The sequence below is a fragment of the Nocardia sp. NPDC059764 genome, from assembly GCF_042732555.1.
Classification (GTDB): Bacteria; Actinomycetota; Actinomycetes; order Mycobacteriales; family Mycobacteriaceae; genus Nocardia.
In genome coordinates this window covers 1-20114 of record NZ_JBHWHH010000085.1, presented here as the reverse complement: position 1 = coordinate 20114, position 20114 = coordinate 1, and the positions used below count along the sequence as shown (strand labels likewise).

Genomic DNA, 20114 nt, shown 5'->3' with positions numbered 1-20114 from the left:
CGCGTCAATGCCGCGCGCCGGGTGCGACGACCTTGCCCTCGGCGATCAGGGCGTCCCATTCCTGCTGGACCTCCCGTTCCGCCTTGCTGGCGATGAACCCCTTGGGGCCGAACAGCTTCGACGGCACTTCCTCGGTCTCGGTGGTCGAGCTGCCGCCCGCCCGGATGGCCTTCACGCAGACCCAGATGCCGACCAGCGCCACGATCAGCACCATCACCGCGAACACGATCGACAGCGTGCCCTGGATGAAGGTATTGCGGATGATCTTGTCCATATTGCTGATCTGCGTGTTCAGTGCGTCGACATCCTTGATGCCCTTCGGCAGCTGACCGGTGTCGCGGGCCGCGATGTAGGCGTTCTGCTTGTCGATGGTGTTGTAGTGCAGCGTCCAGTAGCCGATCTTCGGGTCACCGGAGAAGATCTTCTGGAACGAGGCCGTCATGGTGACGATCAGGTCCCAGACCAGCGGAACCGCCGGGATCCAGGCCCATTTCAGCAGGCCCTTCTTCACCACGATCACCAGCACGACGGTCAGCGCGATGGCCGCGAGCAGCTGGTTGGAGATGCCGAACAGCGGGTACAGCGTGTTGATGCCGCCCAGCGGGTCGGTGACGCCCATCAGCAGCACCGAACCCCACGCGGCCACCACCAGTCCGGAGCAGATGAACACGCCCGGCCACCACGACGGGTCGCGGAACTTCTTGGCGACGCCGCCCAGGTTGCCCAGCGAGTCCGAGAGCATGAACCGCGCGACACGGGTGCCCGCGTCGATGGTGGTGAGGATGAACAGCGCCTCGAACATGATGGCGAAGTGGTACCAGAACGCCTTGAGGCTGTTGCCGCCGATGAACTTGTGCATGATCTCGGTCATGCCGATGGCGAGGGTGGGCGCGCCACCGGTGCGGGAATAGACGCGGGACTCGCCCGTGCCCGCCGCCACGTCGTTCAGGTACTGCGCGTCGATCGGGTTGCCGCTGAGGCCGAGCTTGTTGACGCTGTCGGCGGCCGCCTGCGCGGAGGTCATATTGGGGGTGTTGATCGCGAAGTACAGGTGCTGGTCCAGGATCGACGCCGCGATGATGGCCATGACCGCGACGAACGACTCCATGAGCATGCCGCCGTAGCCGATCATCCGCGCCTGCGACTGCTTCTCCAGCAGTTTGGGCGTGGTGCCCGAGGACACCAGCGAGTGGAAGCCCGACAGCGCGCCGCACGCGATGGTGATGAACAGGAACGGGAACAGGCTGCCCGCGAAGGACGGTCCGTTGGAGTTGCTCGCGAACTGGGAGACCGCGGGGGCCTTCAGTACCGGCATGGTGGCGAGCACGCCGAGGGCGAGCAGGCCGATGGTGCCGATCTTCATGAAGGTCGACAGGTAGTCGCGCGGGGCGAGCAGCATCCACACCGGCAGCACCGACGCGACGAAGCCGTAGATGATCAGCATCCAGGAGATGGTGGTGCCCGACAGCGTGAACAGGTCACGGCCCCAACCGGATCCGGCGACCCAGTTGCCGGAGATGATGGCCAGCATCAGCGCCGCGAAACCGATGATCGACACCTCACCGACCTTGCCGGGCCGCAGGTAGCGCAGGTACAAGCCCATGAACAGCGCGATCGGGATGGTCATGGCGATGGAGAACACACCCCACGGGCTGCCGCCCTCGAGGACGTGGGTGGTCTTGTTCTCGGTCGCCGCAAGGGCATTCACGACGACGATGCCGAGCACGGCGAGCAGGATCATCATGATGACAAGCACGGCGACGATGGCCGCCACGCCGCCGACCACACCGAGTTCGTCGCGCGCCATCTGGCCCAGCGAGCGGCCGCGGCGTTTCACCGACGCCCACAGGACCAGGTAGTCCTGCACCGCACCGGCCAGCACCACGCCGACGATGATCCAGACGGTGCCGGGTAGGTAGCCCATCTGGGCGGCGAGCACCGGACCGACCAGTGGGCCCGCGCCGGCGATGGCGGCGAAGTGGTGGCCGAACAGGACTCGCCGGTCCATCGGCATGTAGTCCTTGCCGTTCTCCATCTCCTCGGCGGGAGTGGCGACATCGTCACGCGGCTTGGTGATCTTGTATTCGATGAGCCGCGCGTAGAACTGGTAGGCGAGCACGTACGTGCACAGGGCCGCGATGACGATCCACACCGCGTTCACGTTCTCGCCGCGCATGAACGCGAGGATGGCCCAGGCGATCGCGCCGACGATGGCGATGGCGAGGAAGATGCCCTTCTTCGCCGGTGTCATGGGTGTCCGGTCCACGACGCCCACCGGTGGCAGGTCGGGATCCGTCCGGAGGTATTCGATGGTCGCCATGCGCCAACTCTCCCGTGCGGTACAACGGTCACTGATTCAAATGGTCACAACGTAGCCCAACCGACATGCCTCTGAACTGGCTTTGACCAGCCGTTCACCTGCAGGTCGTACCGCCGGGTACGGTTGGCCCGGGGGACGCTGTACCGGGCTCGGCGGGGGTGTTGCGATCCGGTGCGATGCCCGCGAGTTCGCGTGTTTTCGACGTGTCGCGGGTAGCTCCCCGTATGCTGCCATGCTGGTTCGAGATCTACGTCACGGTGGTGGCATTAGTTCGTTTAGTTCACGGATATATCCTTCCGGCCGCCCCGTCGCCCGAGTCATGACCCCGCCGCGATCGTCCGCGACCAGAGGAGACGCGATGCCGCAGCACCTCCGCCCGTCCGGCGCGCGGGAGATCGGCGGCGCGCGCGGCGGTTTCGACCGGCGGACCCTGCTGCGCTCGGCCGCGGCCGGTGCGCTGCTCGCCGCCGGCGGCTGCGCGGGCGGGGACGACGACGCGGTCACCTTCTTCTTCCAGGCGCGACCCGAGGAGGCGCGGACGCGGCTGCGGATCATCGACGAATTCCAGCGGCGGCGACCCGATATCCGGATCCGCACCATCATGTCCGGGCCGGATCCGTTGCAGCAGATGCTCACCTACTGCGCGGGCGGCAAATGCCCGGACGTGCTGATGGCGTGGGAACTGCTGTACGCGGGGCTCGCGGATCGCGGGGTGCTGGCCGACCTGCGTGAATTCCTGGATCGGGAACCGGAATACGCGGCGCGCCTGCGGGCGGACGGGTACGCCACGCTGCGTGACACGTTCGTGTGGGGCGGCGGGCAGTACGCGCTCCCGGAGCAATGGTCGGGGGTGTTCCTCTACTACAACCGGAAGCTGTTCGCCGAGGCGGGGATCCAGGCGCCGGTGCGCTGGTCGGAGGCGTGGAACTTCGACGAGTTCCTGGCCGCGGCGCGGACGCTCACCCATCGGGACCCCGACGGGCGCACTCGCCAATGGGGTTTCGTGGACGCGTGGGTGCCGTACTTCTCGGCGGCTTGCTTCGGGATGAACAACGGCACCGAATGGTTCAGCCCGCCGGTGCGGCCGGACCACACGAATCTGGGGGATCCTCAGTTCGCGGCAGGGCTCCAGTTCTACGCGGATCTCGCGGTGCGGCATCGGGTCGCGCCCAGTGTCGGTGACCGGCAGTCCGTTTCGGCGCAGGACCTGTTCCGCAGCGGGAAGGCCGCCATGCTCATGGGCGGGCACTGGCTGTACTCGGAGTTCACCGACCGGGACGGGCTGGACTTCGATGTGACGGTGCTGCCGGTCGGGCCGCACGGGGGACCGGGGGCGATCACCGATATCGGCAGCACCGGGCTGGCCATCGCCGCGAGCAGTCCGCGGCGGGAACAGGCGTGGGAGTTCGTGAAATTCGCGACCGGGCCGGAAGGGCAGGCCATCATCGCCGAATCGGGACTGTTCGTGCCGGTATTGCGGTCGGCCATGCGGTCGCCGGGATTCGCGGCGGCGCATCCGGGGGTGCGGAATCTGGAGGTCTTCACCGAGGGACCGGAGAATTCTCGTCCGCTGGCGGTGACGCCCTTGTGGGGCAAGGTGGAAGCGCTGCTCGAGCGGGGCTGCAACCGCGTGTTGCGGGGTGCGGCGTCGGCGGAATCGCTGGGCGGGCAGACGTCTTCCGATATCGACCAGTTGTTACGGGCGGCGGTATGAGACGGGGATCGGAGCTGGATCGGCGGCGGGCGCGGGCCGGGAAGCTGTTCGTGGCGCCGAATGTGGCCGCCATCCTGGTGTTCATGCTGTTCCCGCTGGGGTTCTCGCTGTATCTGAGTTTCCACTCGTGGGATCTGTTCAGTCCGCCGCGGTTCGTGGGGGTGGCGAATTACCGGCGGTTGTTCTCCGAGGATCCGCTGTTCTATATCGCGCTGCGGAATACGGCGGTGTTCACGGTGCTGACCCTGGTGCCGACGGTGGTGATCAGCCTTGCCGTGGCCGCGCTGCTGAATCGGAAGTTGCGGGGCATCGGGGTCTTCCGCACCATCGCGTTCCTGCCGTTGGTGGCGTCGACCGTGGCGATGGCGGTGGTCTTCCGCTTCATCTTCGCCAGCGATGACGGTCTCGCCAATATCCTGCTGGGCCGGGTCGGCGTGGGTCCGATCCCGTGGTTGACCGACCCGCATTGGGCCATGGTGTCGTTGAGCCTGGTCACGGTGTGGAAGTCGTTGCCCTTCGCGACGGTGATTCTGCTGGCCGCCATGCAGGGCGTCCCCGAAAACCTCTACGAGGCGGCGAAGATCGACGGCGCCGGTGGCTTCCGGCGGTTCGTCTCCATCACGATTCCGCTGATTCGAGGCGCGCTGTCCTTCGTCCTGGTCATCACGGTCATCAACTCCGTCCAGGCCTTCGACCAGGCGTACGCGCTGACCGGCAGCAACGGCGGCCCCGAGACCGGCACCTACGTCCTGGGAATCATGCTGTTTCAGAACGCCTTCCGCTTCTACGAAGTCGGCTACGCTTCGGCCCTGGCGTGGATCATCTTCGCGATCCTGCTGGCCTTCACCGTCATTCAGCAGTGGTTGTCCCGTCGCGCCGAGGTGGACCGATGAAACGCCGCCTGACCTCCGCCGTCCTCACCTACCTGGCATTGATCGCCGTGGCCTGGTGCGCCCTCACCCCGATCCTCTGGTCCATCTCGGCCTCGCTGAAATCCGAGGGCGAATTGACCGCCGCCGCCCCGCTGCCTTCCCACCCTCAATGGTCCAACTACCGAGAGGCTTTCGCCTCCATCCCTCTCGGCCACATGCTCCTGAACACCGTCGTCTACGCGGCCTGCGTGACCATCGGCCAAGTCTTCTTCTGCTCCCTGGCCGGTTATGCCTTCGCGCGCCTGAAGTTCCCCGGCCGCGAGGCCCTCTTCCTCGGCTACCTGGCCACCCTCATGGTCCCGCTGACCGTCACCGTCATCCCGCAATTCCTGCTGATGCGCGCCTTCGGCTGGATGGACACCCCCTGGTCCATGATCGTCCCCGGCCTCTTCGGCAGCGCCTTCGGCACCTATCTCATGCGCCAGTTCTTCCGAACCCTTCCAGTAGAGCTGGAGGAGGCCGCCACCCTCGACGGCTGCACCCCCTGGCAAACCTACTGGCGAGTCCTCCTCCCAAACACCAAACCCGCCGTCATGGTCCTCGCGATCCTCACCTGGATCACGGTCTGGAACGACTTCCTCTGGCCCCTGATCATGATCCAACGCAACGACTACGCCACCGCCACCCTCGGCCTCGTCCGCCTCCAAGGCCAATACTCCACCAACTGGCCCCTCCTCATGGCCGCCGCCACCGTCATACTCCTCCCCCTACTCTTCATCTACGCCATAGCCCAACGAGCCTTCGTCCGAGGCATAGCCCTCTCCGGCTTCGGCGGCCGCTAGCCCGTCCGATCCCATGTCGAAGTGCATCATTGTCCCTGGTCACGACGGTTGGTAACCTTGGGTATCCGACATGGAGTTCCTGGATATCTGGAGGTTCCGCAATGGCCGGCTCGAAGACTCCGATCGAGATCGATGAAGAGGCTCTTGCGATCGCAGCCGAGGTGCTAGGTACGAAGACCAAGAAGGACACGGTCAACGCCGCGCTTCGCGAAGTCGGACAGCGGCTGGTACGGGTCCGTGCGCTCGCTCGGCTGGGCGAGATGGCCGATCGTGGCGACTTCGATGAGTTCCTCGACAACAAGGCGGCCTACCGCAAGTGACTCCAGCCCTCTATCTCATCGACACGTCGGGTCTCTTTCGAATCCTGCAGGACAAGCTCCGTCAGTTGTGGATGGATCAGCTGACGGCGGGCGTCATCGCAATCTGCCCGGTTGTCGAACTCGAATTCCTTTATTCAGCAAGGTCATTGGCTGACAGGCTGGAGAAGCAGCGTCTGCTGCGGGACCTGTTCGGGTGGGTTGCCATGCCGGACCGGGTGTACGAACGCGCGGAAGCCGTTCAGCAGCTGATGACCGAGCAGGGGACACATCGGTCGGCCGGCCCTGTCGACCTGCTGATCGCCGCCACCGCGGAGTATCACCGGCTCACAATCCTCTGTGACGACCACGATTTCGCAACCATCTCGCGGGTCACGAGTCAGCCGGTCGTTTTCGTCGCCGACCCCCGCGTTAGCAGCGCATATTGGATGGACGCCACCGATAGTGTGAACGTGGGCATGGAGTAGATCAGTTGGTAGAGGTCACACTGTCAGTGTGAAGGTCGCGGGTTCGATCCCCGCCTCCATGCCCACCCAGGAGTCGTCGCGGCGGCTATCCGCGGTAACCGGTGCCAGGGATGCGGACCCGGTACTGCGAACATAGGTACGTTTCGGGGACTGCCTCGGTTGCCGGGACATTCCAGATGTCGAGTTCGGTCTTTACGGCCAGGTACTGCTCCTTGGCCTCGCGGTAGCAGCGCATGCCCATGATCGGGCCGCTCACCGGCGAGTAATCGGCATACAGGCAGGTGTAGCAGCACACCAGCGATGTGCCCTCCGGCAACGCCGCGATCAGTTCCCGCAGCCCGGTTTCAAAAGCGTGGCAATCGGTTTCGTACGTTGCGCCATTCAGCGTCAAGCTGAGACGTAGCTTGTCGCGCTGTGTATCCGGCGTGAGATCCAACCTGAACCGCACGACCTCCGCGCGCCGAACCCCCGAGACCACGACAGTGCACGGCAACTCGCCGGTGAGCCTGCACCGTGTGAGCGCGTCGAACCGATCATCGAGCGACAGCGCCTCTCGCGCTCTGGGATCCGGCGGATCCGGCTCGATGCAGTCCAAGTCACCCCCGCTGAGCGGTATCCCCCGAACCACCGTCGAAATCTCGTACCCACCCGCCCACCCCGCCACCTCATACGGTTCGATCCGCCACTTGATCGCCACCCGCCCCCGCCCATCCTCATAACTGCCAGGAAACGACCACGCCCGCATTCGATCCTCCACGAAACCAATTGTCCTGCTCCACGTCTGGATGCCGCTCGCTTTCGCACACGAATCCGGGCAATGCCCGGCCGCAGCGTCCAGTGCCGTAGTCGCCGATGTCGGTGCGCGCGGTCAACGGCTGGAAGCCCGGCTTGTCCTGGATGGCGGCCACGTTCGTCCTGGCGAATCAATGGCAATTGATCGCGGTGATCAATCCTGATCGAGTATCGACACGAGTGCGGCCGTGATCGCGTCACGGAGGGTGTCGTGCCGCGGACCGAGGAGATGTTCGGGGGTGTCGCGAACCGAACCGTAGAGGTGGACCGGGCCCCTACGGAGTTGGTCCGGTTCCCACCGGTAGCGGGCGTGGACATGGGCATGGAGGTGGTGCCAGCTATTGCCGAGGACTTCGTAGTTGATGCGCCAGAAGTCGGGGTCGGCTGCGCGGCATGCTGTTTCGACCGCTTCGCCGAGAATGATCAGGTCGTGCATGAAGGCCAGGCGGTCAGCGCGGGGGAGTTCGGTGAGTTGATCGGCCTGACCGTCGTGGATCAGCAGGCAGTAGCCGGGGAGGTGTTGGGTGGAACCGATTACCGCCCAGCCGGTTCGCATGCGGGTGAGGACTGTCGGGTTGGCGCCCTGGCGGGCCGCGCCGAGGGAATCCGTGCGGTAGTCGATGGGCGGGTCGCTGATTTCGTCGCTCATTTCCCCTCCGAGCAAGGACGAATCGTCTGTCGAAATCATTCCTCGAGAGTGGAATCGGCGCTCGCGGTTGAGGAAATCGATCGGTGTTATGGGAACGATCACGTTCGGGTTTAGGCGCTGGTGGCGGCGGTGGGCGAAAGGGCGTTCGAGGTCATCGCGGTTTGTGGGCGGTTAGCGTGGGTATCGGTTTGTCACATGCGAGAGAAGACGGAATCGAGCAACGCCGGGCTTCCGTTGCGGAGGTCGGTTGCCGCGAGTGCCATGGGCAATGCCACCGAGTGGTTCGACTACGGGGTGTATGCGGCCACGGCCGGGTATCTCACGTCCGCCTTCTTCCCGGGTTCGCTGGGGACGCTCGGGACCATGCTGGGGTTCGCGGTCTCGTTCCTGCTGCGGCCGCTGGGTGGCATGGTGTGGGGGCCGCTGGGGGATCGGATCGGGCGGAAAGCGGTGCTGGCGACCACGATCCTGATCATGTCGGCGGCTACCGGGGCCATCGGTCTGCTGCCGACTCATGCCGTGGCCGGGGTATTCGCGCCGATTCTCCTGATTCTGCTGCGCGTCCTGCAGGGCTTCTCCACGGGCGGCGAATACGGTGGCGCCGCAACATATCTTGCCGAATGCGCGGAGGATCGCCGCCGCGGATTCCTGGGCAGCTTCCTCGAATTCGGCACGCTCGCGGGATTCGTCGGCGGCTCGGCGGTCGTGCTGGCCTGTCAGCTGGCCCTCGGCTCGGACGCCATGTACGCGGGCGGCTGGCGTATCCCGTTCCTGCTGGCCGTGCCGCTGGGCCTGACCGGCTGGTACCTCCGCGGCAGGCTGGACGAGTCGCCGGTGTTCACCGAGCTGTCCGAGGAGGAGACTCCGCCGGGTGGGCTGCGCGTGGTGCTCACCACCTACCGGCGTGAACTACTCACCTTGATCGGCCTGGTCGTGGCGCTCAACGTAGTGAACTACACGCTGCTCACGTACCAGCCCACCTACCTGCAGCGGACCATCGGCCTCGGTGAATCCACCACTACCGCCATGATGTTGATCGGCCAGCTGGTGATGATGGTGTCGCTGCCGTTCTTCGGCCGGCTCTCGGACCGGGTCGGCCGGCGTCCGATGTGGCTGGTCTCGTTGGTGGGGCTCGCGGTCGCCGCCATACCGATGTATTGGCTGATGGGGCGCGGAACCGTCTGGGCTGTCATCGGATTCGTGGTGCTCGGACTGCTGTATGTGCCGCAGCTGTCGACGATCAGCTCCACGTTCCCGGCGATCTTCCCCACTCACGTCCGGTACGCCGGATTCGCCTTGGGCTACAACGTGTCCACCGCGCTGTTCGGCGGTACCGCGCCGCTGGTGAACGAGGCCGTCATCGAACACACCGGTTGGTCGCTGTTCCCGGCGGGCTATATGGTCGCGGCTTCCGTCATCGGACTGGTCGCCTGCGCTTTCCTCCGCGAAACCGCCGGAACCTCGCTGCACGGCACCGAGATTCCCGAAACCGAGCTCGTACCCGCGATGGAAAGGTGACCGCGATCGCGAATTTCGCGGCGCGGCGGCTACGTGTCGGCAATCGGTCCTTGAATAATCCGGTGGATGGACATGATCCGCTGGAATCGTCGATCCGTACTGGCTTCGATCGCCTTGCTCTCGCTCGGAGCCGGGGTCGGGGCGCGGCCGGCGGTAGCGCGGGCGGCGGCGGGGACCCGGTACACGATGACCGCGTTCACCAACAGCAGTGACTCCGAGCTCTACGTCTACCAATCCGAAGACGCGACCAACTTCGAGCTACTCGGTGCGAACGCCTATCGGCCCCCGGCCGGGCTGGTTCGAGACCCTAGTCTGCTGAGGCATACCGATGGGTCGTACTACATCACGTACACCACGGCCGGGGATGGACACACGATCGGATTCGCGCGCAGCACCGACCGGATCAACTGGACCCATGTATCCGACTACCCAGTGCCGGTGCCGAAGGCCGAAGCCGCCTGGGCGCCAAAGTGGTTCACCCACATGTCCGGCTTCGTCGGCGTACTCGTCTCCATCTCGCAGGGCCACGGGTTCACCCCTTACCTGATGATCGCGACCGACCCGGCGCGACCGATCTGGAGCCCGCCCATTCCGCTGATCGGAATCGGACCGCAGCAGCCCGGGCACCTCGGGTTCATCGACACCACCATCGTGGCGAACAACGGGAGCTACTACGCGTTCGCCAAGAACGAATCCACCAAGTTCATCGAGCTCGCGGTCGCCCCGCACCCGCTCGGGCCGTACCGGTTCATCGGCCTCGGCGACTGGGCCGGATGGGGCGCCCCCCGGGAAGGACAGTGCGTGGTCGCACTGCCGAGCGGCGGCCATCGGATCTACTTCGACGCGTACACCGAAGGACAGTACTTCTACAGCGACAGCTTCGACGGATTCCGCACCTGGACGGCGCCCGTCGAGCTACCGGAACTGTCGGGAACGGTCCGTCATTTCACGGTGCTGTCCGAGCAGACGATCGCGCGGTAACCCTCACTCCGTGGCGGCCGCATAGCGGCGGGCGAGAGTCCGCAGATGTGCGACGAGTTCCGGCGGCTCGGTGACGCGGAAATCCATCATCAGCATGCTGAGGTAGATGGCGATCGTCTCCAGCCGGTCCGCCCCGGTCAGCAGCAGGCAGGAGGAGTCGTCGAGCGGTTCCACCACGCCGACCGTCGGGTTGATTCGGGCGATCACGGTCTCGGCGGGCTCCAGCACCGTGACGCGGGCGTGGACTTGCCAACCGGTGGAGGCTATTTCGCGCAGCACGAAGGCGACGAGGTCGGTGTCGGGTAGCGCTCGCGCGGCGAAATGACGTGTGCCGGGCCGGATCTCGGACATCGACGCCACGGGCAGCGCCTGCCAGGCATGCGAGGCGAGGCTGTAGGCGACCAGATACCAGCGGCGTTGCCAGTTGATCAGCCGGTACGGCTCCAACTCCGCACCATCGACGTGGAGGGTAGTGGCGCCGCGGATGGCGGTCGCCAGGGTGGCGAGCGTTTCGGCGGGCACGGGGGCATCCGGCTCCCGGGATCCAGTGACTGCCGGGCCGATATCGGTCACCGTGCGCAGGGCGGTGACCTTCCGCTGCAGCCGTTTCGGGAGGATGCGGTCCAGCTTCGATTGGGCGCGTTCGAGATTGGCCTGAATATCGGTGATCCCGGTGCTGCCGTCGGCCGCCACATTCATGGCGACCGCCACCGCGACGGCTTCGTCGTCATCGAGCAGCAGCGGGGGCATGGTGGCCCCCTGTCCGAGCCGGTAGCCGCCGACCGGCCCACGGGCGGCGTGCACGGGATAGCCGAGATCGCGCAGCCGAGCGATGTCCTGACGCAGGGTGCGGTCGGTGACGTCCATGCGTTCGGCCAGGTCCCGACCGGTATGGGTGCCTTCCTGGAGGAGCGTCAACAGACGGAGCAATCGGGTTGTGGGGGAGGTCACGCCGAATCCCTTCGCTCGGCCGTACTGATTAGGAAGAAAACCAGCCTAATTGGGTCATACCTTTATCTCAACGGATCGAAACGACCTGAGAGGCAAGAACAATGAACGCGAACCCGCAGACCGACAACTCGCCCGCCGCCACCCTCGCCCCGGTCTGGCGTGACGTGCTCGCCGCCTCCCACCAGGCGCTCGCCGACGTCGTCGCCGGAGTCGGCCCGGACCAGTGGGACAACCCCACCCCCTGCTCCGACTGGACGGTCACCCAGGTGGTCCAGCACGCCGCGGGCGACCAGCTGGCCTACGCCAAGTTCCTCGGCATCGGCGACGGCCCCGCCTACAACCCCTTCGAGCCGTCCGGCAGCATCGACGGCGGCGCCGCCGAGCTGGTCTCCGCCGCCATCGAACCCACCGCCACCGCCTGGGCCACCGTCACCGACGGCACCGAGACCGTCTCCACCCCCCTCCCGCACGGCGAACTCCCCACCCCGGTCGCCGCCGTCATGTGCGCCCTCGACGCCGCCGTCCACGCCTGGGACATCGCCATCGGCACCGGCCAGCCCTCACCTCTCACCGACGAGCTGGCCGCCCACCTGCTCACCGCCTCCCGCGGCCTCATCGAGCCGCTGCGCGACTACGGCGTCTTCGCCCCCGTCGTCACCGGCGCCCCCGCGACCGCCACCGTCGTCGCCGAACTGCTGGCCTACCTCGGCCGCACCCCGCGGTCCTGAACGGCGAGGCCTGCCCCGGACCTGGGGTGATCGGCCGGTCCGGGGCGGCGGGTAGACTCCCACTCTCGTGAGTCTCACCCTCGGAATCGTCGGCCTGCCCAACGTCGGAAAGTCGACGCTGTTCAACGCCTTGACGCGCAATGACGTGCTGGCCGCGAACTACCCGTTCGCCACGATCGAGCCGAATGTCGGCGTGGTGCCGTTGCCGGACCCGAGGTTGAAGCAGCTGGCCGAGATCTTCGGGTCCGAGCGCGAGCTGCCCGCCGTGGTGTCGTTCGTCGACATCGCGGGCATCGTGAAGGGCGCGTCCGAGGGCGCCGGCCTCGGCAACAAGTTCCTCGCCAACATCCGTGAGGCCGACGCCATCTGCCAGGTGGTGCGCGTGTTCGCCGACGACGACGTGATCCACGTCGACGGCAAGGTCGACCCGCTGTCCGACATCGAGGTCATCGAGACCGAGCTCATCCTCGCCGACCTGCAGACCCTCGAGAAGGCCGTGGTCCGGCTCGAGAAGGAAGCCAGGGTCAAGAAGGACCGCAAGCCGGTCGCCGATGCCGCCAAGCAGGCGCAGGAGATCCTCAACGGCGGCAAGACGCTGTTCGCCGCCCGCGCGCATATCGACACCGACCTGCTCAAGGAACTGTCGCTGCTCACCATCAAGCCGTTCCTCTACGTCTTCAACGCCGACGAGTCGGTCCTCACCGACGAGGCCAAAAAGGACGAGCTGAAGGCCGCCGTCGCCCCCGCCGACGCCGTCTTCCTCGACGCCAAGGTCGAAGCCGAACTCCTCGAACTCGACGAGGAATCCGCCCTCGAACTCCTCGAGTCCATCGGCCAGACCGAACCCGGCCTGCACGCCCTGGCCCGCGCCGGCTTCCACACCCTCGGCCTCCAGACCTACCTCACGGCAGGCCCCAAGGAAGCCCGCGCCTGGACCATCCACCAGGGCGACACCGCCCCCAAGGCCGCCGGCGTCATCCACACCGACTTCGAACGCGGCTTCATCAAGGCCGAAATCGTCGCCTTCGACGACCTCGTCGCCGCCGGTTCCATGGCCGCCGCCAAGTCCGCGGGCAAGGTGCGGATGGAAGGCAAGGAATACGTCATGGTCGACGGCGACGTCGTCGAATTCCGAAGCGGATTAGCCTCTGCGAAGAAGTAGCCAGCGCACGTATCACTGCTGGTAGAGACTGTGCTGAGGCCCCATCCGGTGCCCGGATGGGGGCTCAGTCTTGTCGTCGGTGCCGAGCGTTTGCCGGGTCGGTCAGCGCGGTATCCGGCCTAGTACGCATGAGACCCTCGCGACTTCCACTGCGTAGGCCGCTCAGTCGACTGTTGCGATTCCTTCACACGTACTACGGTGTGTTACACCAGAAGGTCGGCCATCACGGGTCTGGTCAGTGCTGCTGGCATTCGTAGTGATCTGGGGCGGTCGGGTCGGACTCGGACAACTGACTGGGTCCAATGCACCCGCTTTCGCAAATCTGTGACAGCCTGATTGATCAAGTATATAAAGACCCCCTCCTACTTGCTCGCCAGGAAGGGTTTCGGTGCTCCTGCAAGTCAATTCGAATCGAGGCGGCTCCCTCCAACCAAGGAGTTCATCAATTCACGCTCCGACGCAACCGCACCGCCTCCATTCGTTGACGCCAAACACGCCAATGCTGCCACCAAGACTGCCGATGCAGCCATCTCTGCCGCTGCCCCGGGGGAGGTAAGGGAACGGAATTCTCCTCGCCCTTCCACCACACATCGTGGCCATATAGAACATCTTTCGCCCAATATTGTTCCGTCTCATGGTAAATGAGATTGTCGCCCACAAATTCTAGCCCGATAAATCTCTCATTTATCCTGGCAATAGCCTCGTCTTCGCTAATATCATGAATGTTCGTCATCTCAATCGCTATCGACTGAAAATAACTCGCCGATTGCGCGTCTACGCGGAATGCAAATCTGCCTACCACGACGTCTCCTCCTAAGGCCATTCTTTCTTCAATCCTTGCCACAGTAGCGCCAGGGCCCTGTCTGTATGCCAACTCGTCTGCTGACCGCTCCCGATCGGAGCCTCGCCACGTTTGAATTCCCGAAGATTACTGAGGCGGGGCCCCTCCACTACATCGAACTCATGCCATTTCGGGTCGGCGGTCCTGCGGAAGTACTCAATGAACCGGGACCAATCCACACTGTTGGAGAATGATCTACGATTAAGCTGTTCAAAATCTCGTGCAAGAATCTCGAACTTCAGAATCTCGGGGACATCACCCCTGCTTCGATTGGCTGCAATTTGAGCCCAGTTAATCGCTTCTTCAAGATCGCGGGTTGTATAGAAACCTGGCCCGAAATCCTTCGTTCCAGGATTGCCTGGAATTATTCTTATCCCTTCCGATTCGATATTTTGCGCACCTCCACGCGTCGTACCATGGAAGAACGATATTAGCTCGTCGTCACCACCAATGCCTTTCGGCCGACGCAAGGCGCCCAACAGTCGTTGGCCCAGGCTGACCCCTCCCGCTCCCGAGTTCGACGAAGCGAAGAAGCTCGCGAAACTCCCGGAGGCCTTCTCGGCTTGAAGGGCCGCCTGGGCGGAGCTGGAACTGATCGATCGCTCGAAGAATTGCCACGGGATCTGGCCATATCCACCAACGGCGGCCGGCATAGGAGCGCCCAAGCTTGCCATAGCATTCCGGACTGCGACATTCGTCGATTGTCCAATACTCGCCTTCCAGGACAGCACTTGCCCTGGAAGGTCTCGAGCGGTCTGCCATCCGCTATTCGCCAGGCTAGTCATGGCCGTACGCAGTCCTTGCCCAGCCGAGAAATCCGTGCTTCCGACAACGCTGCTGCTGGCGGTTGGCCGACCTACGTTTGGCAGATTCTCCCGGAGGAGATCTCCGTATCCATGGACTCCCGTACCTGCTACGCCTGCGAATGAGGTAGCGCCTCTTGTCACGAGTTGGCTGGTGGCGAGTTGGATTCCGGCTTCGGAGACGCCTTTGGCGGCGAGTTCGCGGGCGATGAGGCGAGCGCCGATGGCGAGGCCAGCACGGTAGCCGAGTTGGGGTAGGCCGCTGACGGTGAGGATGGCGTCCCAGTAGAGGCGTGAGTCGTCTGTGACGTTGCCGGCGTCGGCGTGGCCGGACCATGCGGGCACGGTGATGCCGTCGATGGTTTGGAAGGTGGTGGTGTCGAAGCCGGTGTAGTCGCCGCTCTGCAGGGCGGTGAGGTTGTTGCTTTTGTCGAATGTGGCGGTGGCGGTGCGTTGTTCGCCTTTGCGGTTTTTGTAGGTCCATTCCTGGGTGCTGGTGCCGTCGGGTGCGGTGGTGATGGGTCCGCGGGCGGTGACGGGGTCGGTGCGCCAGGTGCCGGTGAGTGGGTCGAACTGGTTGCCGTAGTTCGGGCCGCCGATCATGTCGTTGTAGCGGTCGATCGGGACCGTGGTGCCGTCGGGCTGGTAGACCACGCGGGTGTGGTCGGGGCCGGTGATGATGCTGTAGGGCGCGCCGTTGGTGTGTCCTGGCACGGTGGCCACCTGGATCTTGCTGCCGTCGGGCTTGGTGATGTCGGTGACCGGTGCGCCGAGGACACCGGGGTGGAAGTCGGCTTCGGTGGTGGTGCCGTCGCGGTTGTATTCGGTGACGTGTCCGCTGAGGCCGTCGGGGTCGAGTTGCACGACTTCGTCGGGGGTGTTGGAGCCGGGGGCGTGTTCTTTGACGACGGTGCCGTCGGCGTAGCGCACGGAGTGGGAGCCGTCGGGGTTGGCGGTCCAGGTGGTGAGGTGGCCGTAGCCGTCGTCGACGGAACGGACCTGGGTGACTGCGCCGCCGATACTGGTGATGGTGGTGTCGCGGCTGAGTCCGCCTGTGCCGAGCACGATGTCGGATTCAGCGGTGGCGATGACCAGGCCGTTCTGGTCGAGGACGTCGGTTTTGTTGTGGCCGGTGGTGGGGTCGGTCCTGCCGATGATGGTGGTGTTGTTGGCCCCGGTGGTGATAGTGGTGTTGCCGCTGGGAAGGGTGAGGGTTTGTCCGGGGGAGGGTTCTCCGGCGGCAAGGACCGCGGTCAGGTCTTCGACGCCGCCCGGGGCTGGGGGCGCGGGTTGCCCGGTAGCGCCGAGACCGAGCTGTGCCAGGGTCGTGTTGGGATCGCCGGTGCTGGAGGGGTTTTGCCCTGTGACCGGTGCCGGTGCCGCCGGCTGGGGTCGTGGGTCGGGCTGGGGTGCCACCGGTGCTGGGCTGGCTGGAGCGGGATTGGTCTTCTGTTCGATCTTTTCCGGTAGGTGTGGGTCGGGCATCTTCGGCATGATCGGCGCTGGACCCGCGACATCGTGCAGGACCGGGGTGTCGGTCGTGAGTGTGGGGAAAGCCGCAGGGGTATAACGGTTTTCGGTGGCGTACTGCTCGGTCATGTCTTGGGCTGCTCGAATACGCCCGAACTTGGCGACTGCCTCGGCAGCGTTGCGGACGCTGAAGTTGAAGACCCGGCCCTGGCCTTGAGGACTGGTCACGTCGGCCAGTGTGTCCTGGAATGCGGGTGGGCCTGGTCTCCACTGGTTGGGTGGTCTGACGATTTCGGGCATATCTCACCTCGGGCATGAAAAAACCGCCACGCACGAAGGTGGTGGCGGCAGCAACGGATTGGGATCTAGCGCTCAGCGTGGTCAGAACCCTGGTCCCGCGATCGACCGCTCACATGCCCCGCGCGCTTCCAAGGTGTTGTCGGAGCGTCTCCGCAGCTCCGGAAGGGCGACAGCAAAACGCCCGATCTCACTGCAGAGATCGGGCTAGGCCTGGGCTGATGCTATGAATTGAGAGGTGCCAGAGGCGCTTCGGACAAACACTGCTGGACGTAGACACAGCTATAGCGCTGCAACTACCTTCACCTAACCCGCCCCGGTCTGTCAATCCCCAATCGGACTCACAGTCAGGTCCGTGCGCTCGCGCCACGGTCGCGCACGGGAACCTAAGCTCCCCTCGGCATTCATGATCGTGTCCTCTGTCGAACCAGCCGAACAGTTCGATGTCGTTGTGTAATCGGCTATAGCGCACCCTTGTCCGCTATAGCCAGCGTGGCGACGCGGTCGGAGGAGCGTTCTCGAGGCGTTGCCGGCGGTGGTTGGCTCGGTGAGCTGCATGCACGGGACTGTAAGAACAACGGTGTAACTCCGAAACAAGGAGTGGCACATGAACTCTGATGTGATAGCCGCCGAGTTGGCCGATACTGGCGCGGTGGCCAGACCCAGGAAATCGAAGACATCGGCGGTGGATGCCGAGCTGGTGGGCCAGCTCGTGGCCCAGGCCCGCGCCAGCGGGCTGCAGCTGACCGGCGAAGACGGGCTGCTGGGGCAGCTGACGAAACTGGTCGTCGAGTCCGCCCTCGACGGCGAGATTACCGATCATCTCGGCTACGACCACAGCGACCCCGCTGGTCGCGGAACACCCAACTCCCGCAACGGAACCCGATCGAAAACAATCGTGACCGATATCGGTCCGGTCGAGATCGACGTCCCGCGCGACCGCGACGCCAGCTTCGAACCGCAGATCGTTCGCAAGCGCCAGCGCCGACTCAACGGGGTGGAGAACATGGTTCTGTCGCTGTCGGCCAAGGGCCTGACCCACGGCGAGATCTGCGCGCATCTGCGCGAGGTCTATGGCGCCGAGGTGTCCAAACAGACCATCTCGACGATCACCGACAAGGTCATGGACGGGATGGCCGAATGGCAGAACCGGCCCTTGGACAAGGGGTTTATCCGGTGATCTTCCTGGACGCGATCCACGTCAAGATCCGCGACGGCAAAGTCGCCAACCGGCCGATCTATGTTGCGTTGGCGGTCACGGTCGAGGGCGGGCGCGAGATCCTCGGGCTCTGGGCCGGGGACGGTGGTGAGGGCGCGAAATTCTGGTTGCAGATCCTCACCGAGCTGAAAAACCGTGGCGTCGAGGACGTTTGCATGCTCGTCTGCGACGGGCTCAAGGGCCTGCCCGAGGCGATCGGGCAGACCTGGCCGGCCGCGGTGGTCCAGACCTGCATCGTTCATCTGCTGCGCGCGTCGTTCGCTTATGCCGGACGCCAGGACTGGGCCGCGATCGCCAAAGCGCTGAAACCGGTCTACACCGCTCCCACCGAAGCCGCCGCGTTGGAACGGTTCTACGAGTTCGCGCAGGTCTGGGGCACAAAATATCCTGCGATCGTGAGGCTTTGGGAGAACTCCTGGGCCGAGTTCACCCCGTTCCTGGTCTTCGACACCGAGATCCGGCGCGTCGTCTGCTCGACCAACGCGATCGAGTCGGTCAACGCCCGCATCCGCCGCGCGGTCCGCGCCCGCGGCCATTTCCCCAACGAGCAAGCCGCGTTGAAATGCGTCTACCTCGCGGTCATGGCCCTCGATCCCACCGGCGACGGCCAGAAACGGTGGATCACCCGCTGGAAAGCGGCGTTGAACGCCTTCGACATCACCTTCGACGGCCGACTCACCGCCGGACGGAAATAGCTCAATCAACCCGAGTTACACCGTTATCTGGACAGACCCGCATGCACAGATTATTCGGCTTCGGAATGCGAGTCGAGCCCTGAGCAGGGCGTTTGACGTGCAGATATTCGAGAGTTCCGAACCGGAATAGCATCACCGTCAAAGAGCAAGTAGTGCTCGTAGGCTGGTGAGAAGCCTGTGAGTTGACGAGCCCCATCCGGAACCGGGTGGGGCTCAGCTGTTTCTGCGGGAGTTCAGTCCTTTGAGAGGTTGGCTTGTCGCCGGGCGCCAGCGAGGTTGTTGCGGGAGGTGAGGGTTTTGGGGTGGTCGGGGCCGAGGATGCGTTCGCGGTTGGCGAGGGTGGCTTCGTAGAGGGTGATGGCTTCGTCGATTCGGCCGGCGGATTCGTAGGCGCCAGCGAGGTTGTTGCGGGAGGTGAGGGTTTTGGGGTGGTCGGGGCCGAGGATGCGTTCGCGGTTGGCGAGGGTGGCTTCGTAGAGGGTGATGGCTTCGTCGATTCGGCCGGCGGATTCGTAGGCGCCAGCGAGGTTGTTGCGGGAGGTGAGGATGTTGGGGTGGTCGGGGCCGAGGATGCGTTGGCGGTTGGCGAGGGTGGCTTCGTAGAGGGTGATGGCTTTGTTGATTCGGTCTGCGGATCGGTAGGCGCCAGCGAGGTTGTTGCGTGAGTTGAGGGTGTCGGGGTGGTCGGTGCCGAGGACGCGCTCGCGCTGGAGCGGACCATCGGCCGCCCACTGCCCGACGACGTGAAAGCCGTCCTGAGTGTGCACAACGGGCAACTCGTGTCTGCTGTCGGCGACTACGACCACCACGGTGTTCCGTGTATTCCCACTCTGGTCTTCATGTCTACCAGGCAGATTCGCAGAACATGGAAGTTCTGGGACAGCATCAAACATGACCCTGACACCCAAGAACTCCAGGAGTCGGGTGCTGTGTATCCCGGTGCTGAAGGAATGATCAAGCCGCTGTGGACCACTCCGGGTTGGCTCCCGCTGTGGTCCGACCCGACCAGGCCCGACTACATCGGCTTGGACTTCGACCCCGGCCCGGTCGGAGCACCGGGCCAGATCATCAATTTCGGCCGCAACGAGGAATACCACTTCCTTTGCGCACACAGCTTCACCGACCTGCTCGAGTTCCTACTCGCCGAAGTCACCACCGGTGCCTGGCCTGCCACGACCATCATCGATGACGACGAAGACGAACCTTTGCCATGGTTCGGCGACCCCCAGAAATCCTTCTTCAACACTCTCTACGACCGATTCGAGACCCAACCCCGACACTGAATCCACTCGGGTTTCGACAGATCTGGCTTGCACGGGCCGATCACCACTGGGTCAGATTTCGAACGGAGCGGCCGGGTCAGAACTGGACCGGAGTTGACAGCTGCGTGCGGATTTGGAAGCGCAACGCCGCGACCCAACCCCTGCAGAGACCGAGCGAGTCAGGTCGATCTATTCGCAGGCCTTCGCGCTGTGG

The 20114-nt window shown here is 64.6% G+C and carries 17 protein-coding genes, 1 tRNA gene and 1 pseudogene; 12 read left to right on the top strand and 7 right to left on the bottom strand.

The window, feature by feature from the left end; genetic code table 11:
- Nucleotides 1-4: 4 nt before the first annotated feature.
- The gene (locus ACFV4K_RS19905) at nt 5-2320 is read right to left on the bottom strand and encodes a carbon starvation CstA family protein (protein ID WP_379276657.1); all 2316 of its coding nucleotides are present in this window, start codon (nt 2318-2320) and stop codon (nt 5-7) included.
- 358 nt (nt 2321-2678) lie between these two features.
- Between ACFV4K_RS19905 and ACFV4K_RS19900 the strand changes: the two genes are divergently transcribed.
- From ACFV4K_RS19900 to ACFV4K_RS19875, 6 genes are all read left to right on the top strand, one after another.
- Complete coding sequence (locus ACFV4K_RS19900) at nt 2679-4034, top strand: ABC transporter substrate-binding protein (protein WP_379276655.1); 1356 nt, start codon at nt 2679-2681, stop codon at nt 4032-4034.
- Nucleotides 4031-4927 carry a carbohydrate ABC transporter permease gene (locus tag ACFV4K_RS19895; protein WP_379276653.1) on the top strand — a complete coding sequence of 299 codons (897 nt, stop codon included), beginning with the start codon at nt 4031-4033 and terminating at the stop codon, nt 4925-4927. The genes ACFV4K_RS19900 and ACFV4K_RS19895 overlap by 4 nt, the downstream gene beginning before the upstream one ends.
- On the top strand, nt 4924-5748 hold the full coding sequence (locus tag ACFV4K_RS19890) for a carbohydrate ABC transporter permease (protein WP_379276651.1): 825 nt from the start codon (nt 4924-4926) through the stop codon (nt 5746-5748). The genes ACFV4K_RS19895 and ACFV4K_RS19890 overlap by 4 nt, the downstream gene beginning before the upstream one ends.
- 101 nt (nt 5749-5849) lie before the next feature.
- Nucleotides 5850-6068 (top strand): type II toxin-antitoxin system VapB family antitoxin, encoded by a 219-nt coding sequence (locus ACFV4K_RS19885; RefSeq protein WP_357280055.1) that lies wholly within the window; start codon nt 5850-5852, stop codon nt 6066-6068.
- Complete coding sequence (locus tag ACFV4K_RS19880) at nt 6065-6532, top strand: PIN domain nuclease (RefSeq protein WP_379276649.1); 468 nt, start codon at nt 6065-6067, stop codon at nt 6530-6532. Before ACFV4K_RS19885 ends, ACFV4K_RS19880 begins: the two co-directional genes overlap by 4 nt.
- Nucleotides 6523-6597: transfer RNA gene (locus ACFV4K_RS19875), tRNA-Asp, on the top strand. Before ACFV4K_RS19880 ends, ACFV4K_RS19875 begins: the two co-directional genes overlap by 10 nt.
- Before the next feature lie 20 nt (nt 6598-6617).
- Here the strand turns inward: ACFV4K_RS19875 and ACFV4K_RS19870 are convergent.
- From ACFV4K_RS19870 to ACFV4K_RS19860, 3 genes are read right to left on the bottom strand one after another with little or no spacing between them, the layout of a single operon-like run.
- Nucleotides 6618-7229, bottom strand: a complete 612-nt coding sequence (locus tag ACFV4K_RS19870; RefSeq protein WP_379276648.1) for a DUF6304 family protein — start codon at nt 7227-7229, stop codon at nt 6618-6620.
- A gap of 16 nt (nt 7230-7245) precedes the next feature.
- Nucleotides 7246-7440 carry a hypothetical protein gene (locus ACFV4K_RS19865; RefSeq protein WP_379276646.1) on the bottom strand — a complete coding sequence of 65 codons (195 nt, stop codon included), beginning with the start codon at nt 7438-7440 and terminating at the stop codon, nt 7246-7248.
- Nucleotides 7441-7478: 38 nt separating this feature from the next.
- Entirely contained in the window at nt 7479-7973 is a 495-nt protein-coding gene (locus ACFV4K_RS19860; RefSeq protein ID WP_379276644.1) for an HIT family protein, read from the bottom strand.
- A 195-nt stretch (nt 7974-8168) separates the two neighbouring features.
- Here ACFV4K_RS19860 and ACFV4K_RS19855 point away from each other — a divergent pair, with 195 nt between their 5' ends.
- On the top strand, nt 8169-9491 hold the full coding sequence (locus ACFV4K_RS19855) for an MFS transporter (RefSeq protein ID WP_379276643.1): 1323 nt from the start codon (nt 8169-8171) through the stop codon (nt 9489-9491).
- 186 nt (nt 9492-9677) lie between these two features.
- On the top strand, nt 9678-10472 hold the full coding sequence (locus ACFV4K_RS19850; RefSeq protein ID WP_379276641.1) for a family 43 glycosylhydrolase: 795 nt from the start codon (nt 9678-9680) through the stop codon (nt 10470-10472).
- Nucleotides 10473-10475: 3 nt separating this feature from the next.
- On the opposite strand, the gene ACFV4K_RS19845 is transcribed toward ACFV4K_RS19850, so the two are convergent.
- On the bottom strand, nt 10476-11423 hold the full coding sequence (locus tag ACFV4K_RS19845; RefSeq protein ID WP_379276640.1) for a helix-turn-helix transcriptional regulator: 948 nt from the start codon (nt 11421-11423) through the stop codon (nt 10476-10478).
- Nucleotides 11424-11524: 101 nt separating this feature from the next.
- On the opposite strand from ACFV4K_RS19845, the gene ACFV4K_RS19840 reads away from it, so the two are divergent.
- Together ACFV4K_RS19840 and ychF are read left to right on the top strand one after the other, a co-directional pair.
- Nucleotides 11525-12151 (top strand): TIGR03086 family metal-binding protein, encoded by a 627-nt coding sequence (locus ACFV4K_RS19840; protein WP_379276639.1) that lies wholly within the window; start codon nt 11525-11527, stop codon nt 12149-12151.
- 67 nt (nt 12152-12218) lie between these two features.
- Nucleotides 12219-13313: a redox-regulated ATPase YchF gene (ychF, locus tag ACFV4K_RS19835; RefSeq protein ID WP_379276637.1), complete on the top strand. Its 1095-nt coding sequence runs from the start codon at nt 12219-12221 to the stop codon at nt 13311-13313.
- 813 nt (nt 13314-14126) lie between these two features.
- Here the strand turns inward: ychF and ACFV4K_RS19830 are convergent.
- Entirely contained in the window at nt 14127-16655 is a 2529-nt protein-coding gene (locus ACFV4K_RS19830; RefSeq protein WP_379276635.1) for a DUF3990 domain-containing protein, read from the bottom strand.
- A 676-nt stretch (nt 16656-17331) separates the two neighbouring features.
- Between ACFV4K_RS19830 and ACFV4K_RS19825 the strand changes: the two are divergent.
- Nucleotides 17332-18638: pseudogene (locus ACFV4K_RS19825) on the top strand (IS256 family transposase).
- Between the two features lie 233 nt (nt 18639-18871).
- On the opposite strand, the gene ACFV4K_RS19820 reads toward ACFV4K_RS19825, so the two are convergent.
- Nucleotides 18872-19444: a tetratricopeptide repeat protein gene (locus ACFV4K_RS19820; RefSeq protein WP_379276634.1), complete on the bottom strand. Its 573-nt coding sequence runs from the start codon at nt 19442-19444 to the stop codon at nt 18872-18874.
- Here ACFV4K_RS19820 and ACFV4K_RS19815 point away from each other — a divergent pair.
- A complete protein-coding gene (locus ACFV4K_RS19815) occupies nt 19382-19921 on the top strand; it encodes a hypothetical protein (protein ID WP_379276633.1) in 540 nt (179 codons plus the stop codon). The genes ACFV4K_RS19820 and ACFV4K_RS19815 overlap by 63 nt on opposite strands.
- Nucleotides 19922-20114: the final 193 nt, after the last annotated feature.

Coding starts and splice junctions, on each gene's coding strand:
- ACFV4K_RS19905 (WP_379276657.1), bottom strand. CDS start 2,320: ATGGCGACCATCGAATACCTCCGGACGGATCCCGACCTGCCACCGGTG.
- ACFV4K_RS19900 (WP_379276655.1), top strand. CDS start 2,679: ATGCCGCAGCACCTCCGCCCGTCCGGCGCGCGGGAGATCGGCGGCGCG.
- ACFV4K_RS19895 (WP_379276653.1), top strand. CDS start 4,031: ATGAGACGGGGATCGGAGCTGGATCGGCGGCGGGCGCGGGCCGGGAAG.
- ACFV4K_RS19890 (WP_379276651.1), top strand. CDS start 4,924: ATGAAACGCCGCCTGACCTCCGCCGTCCTCACCTACCTGGCATTGATC.
- ACFV4K_RS19885 (WP_357280055.1), top strand. CDS start 5,850: ATGGCCGGCTCGAAGACTCCGATCGAGATCGATGAAGAGGCTCTTGCG.
- ACFV4K_RS19860 (WP_379276644.1), bottom strand. CDS start 7,973: ATGAGCGACGAAATCAGCGACCCGCCCATCGACTACCGCACGGATTCC.
- ACFV4K_RS19855 (WP_379276643.1), top strand. CDS start 8,169: ATGCGAGAGAAGACGGAATCGAGCAACGCCGGGCTTCCGTTGCGGAGG.
- ACFV4K_RS19850 (WP_379276641.1), top strand. CDS start 9,678: ATGACCGCGTTCACCAACAGCAGTGACTCCGAGCTCTACGTCTACCAA.
- ACFV4K_RS19840 (WP_379276639.1), top strand. CDS start 11,525: ATGAACGCGAACCCGCAGACCGACAACTCGCCCGCCGCCACCCTCGCC.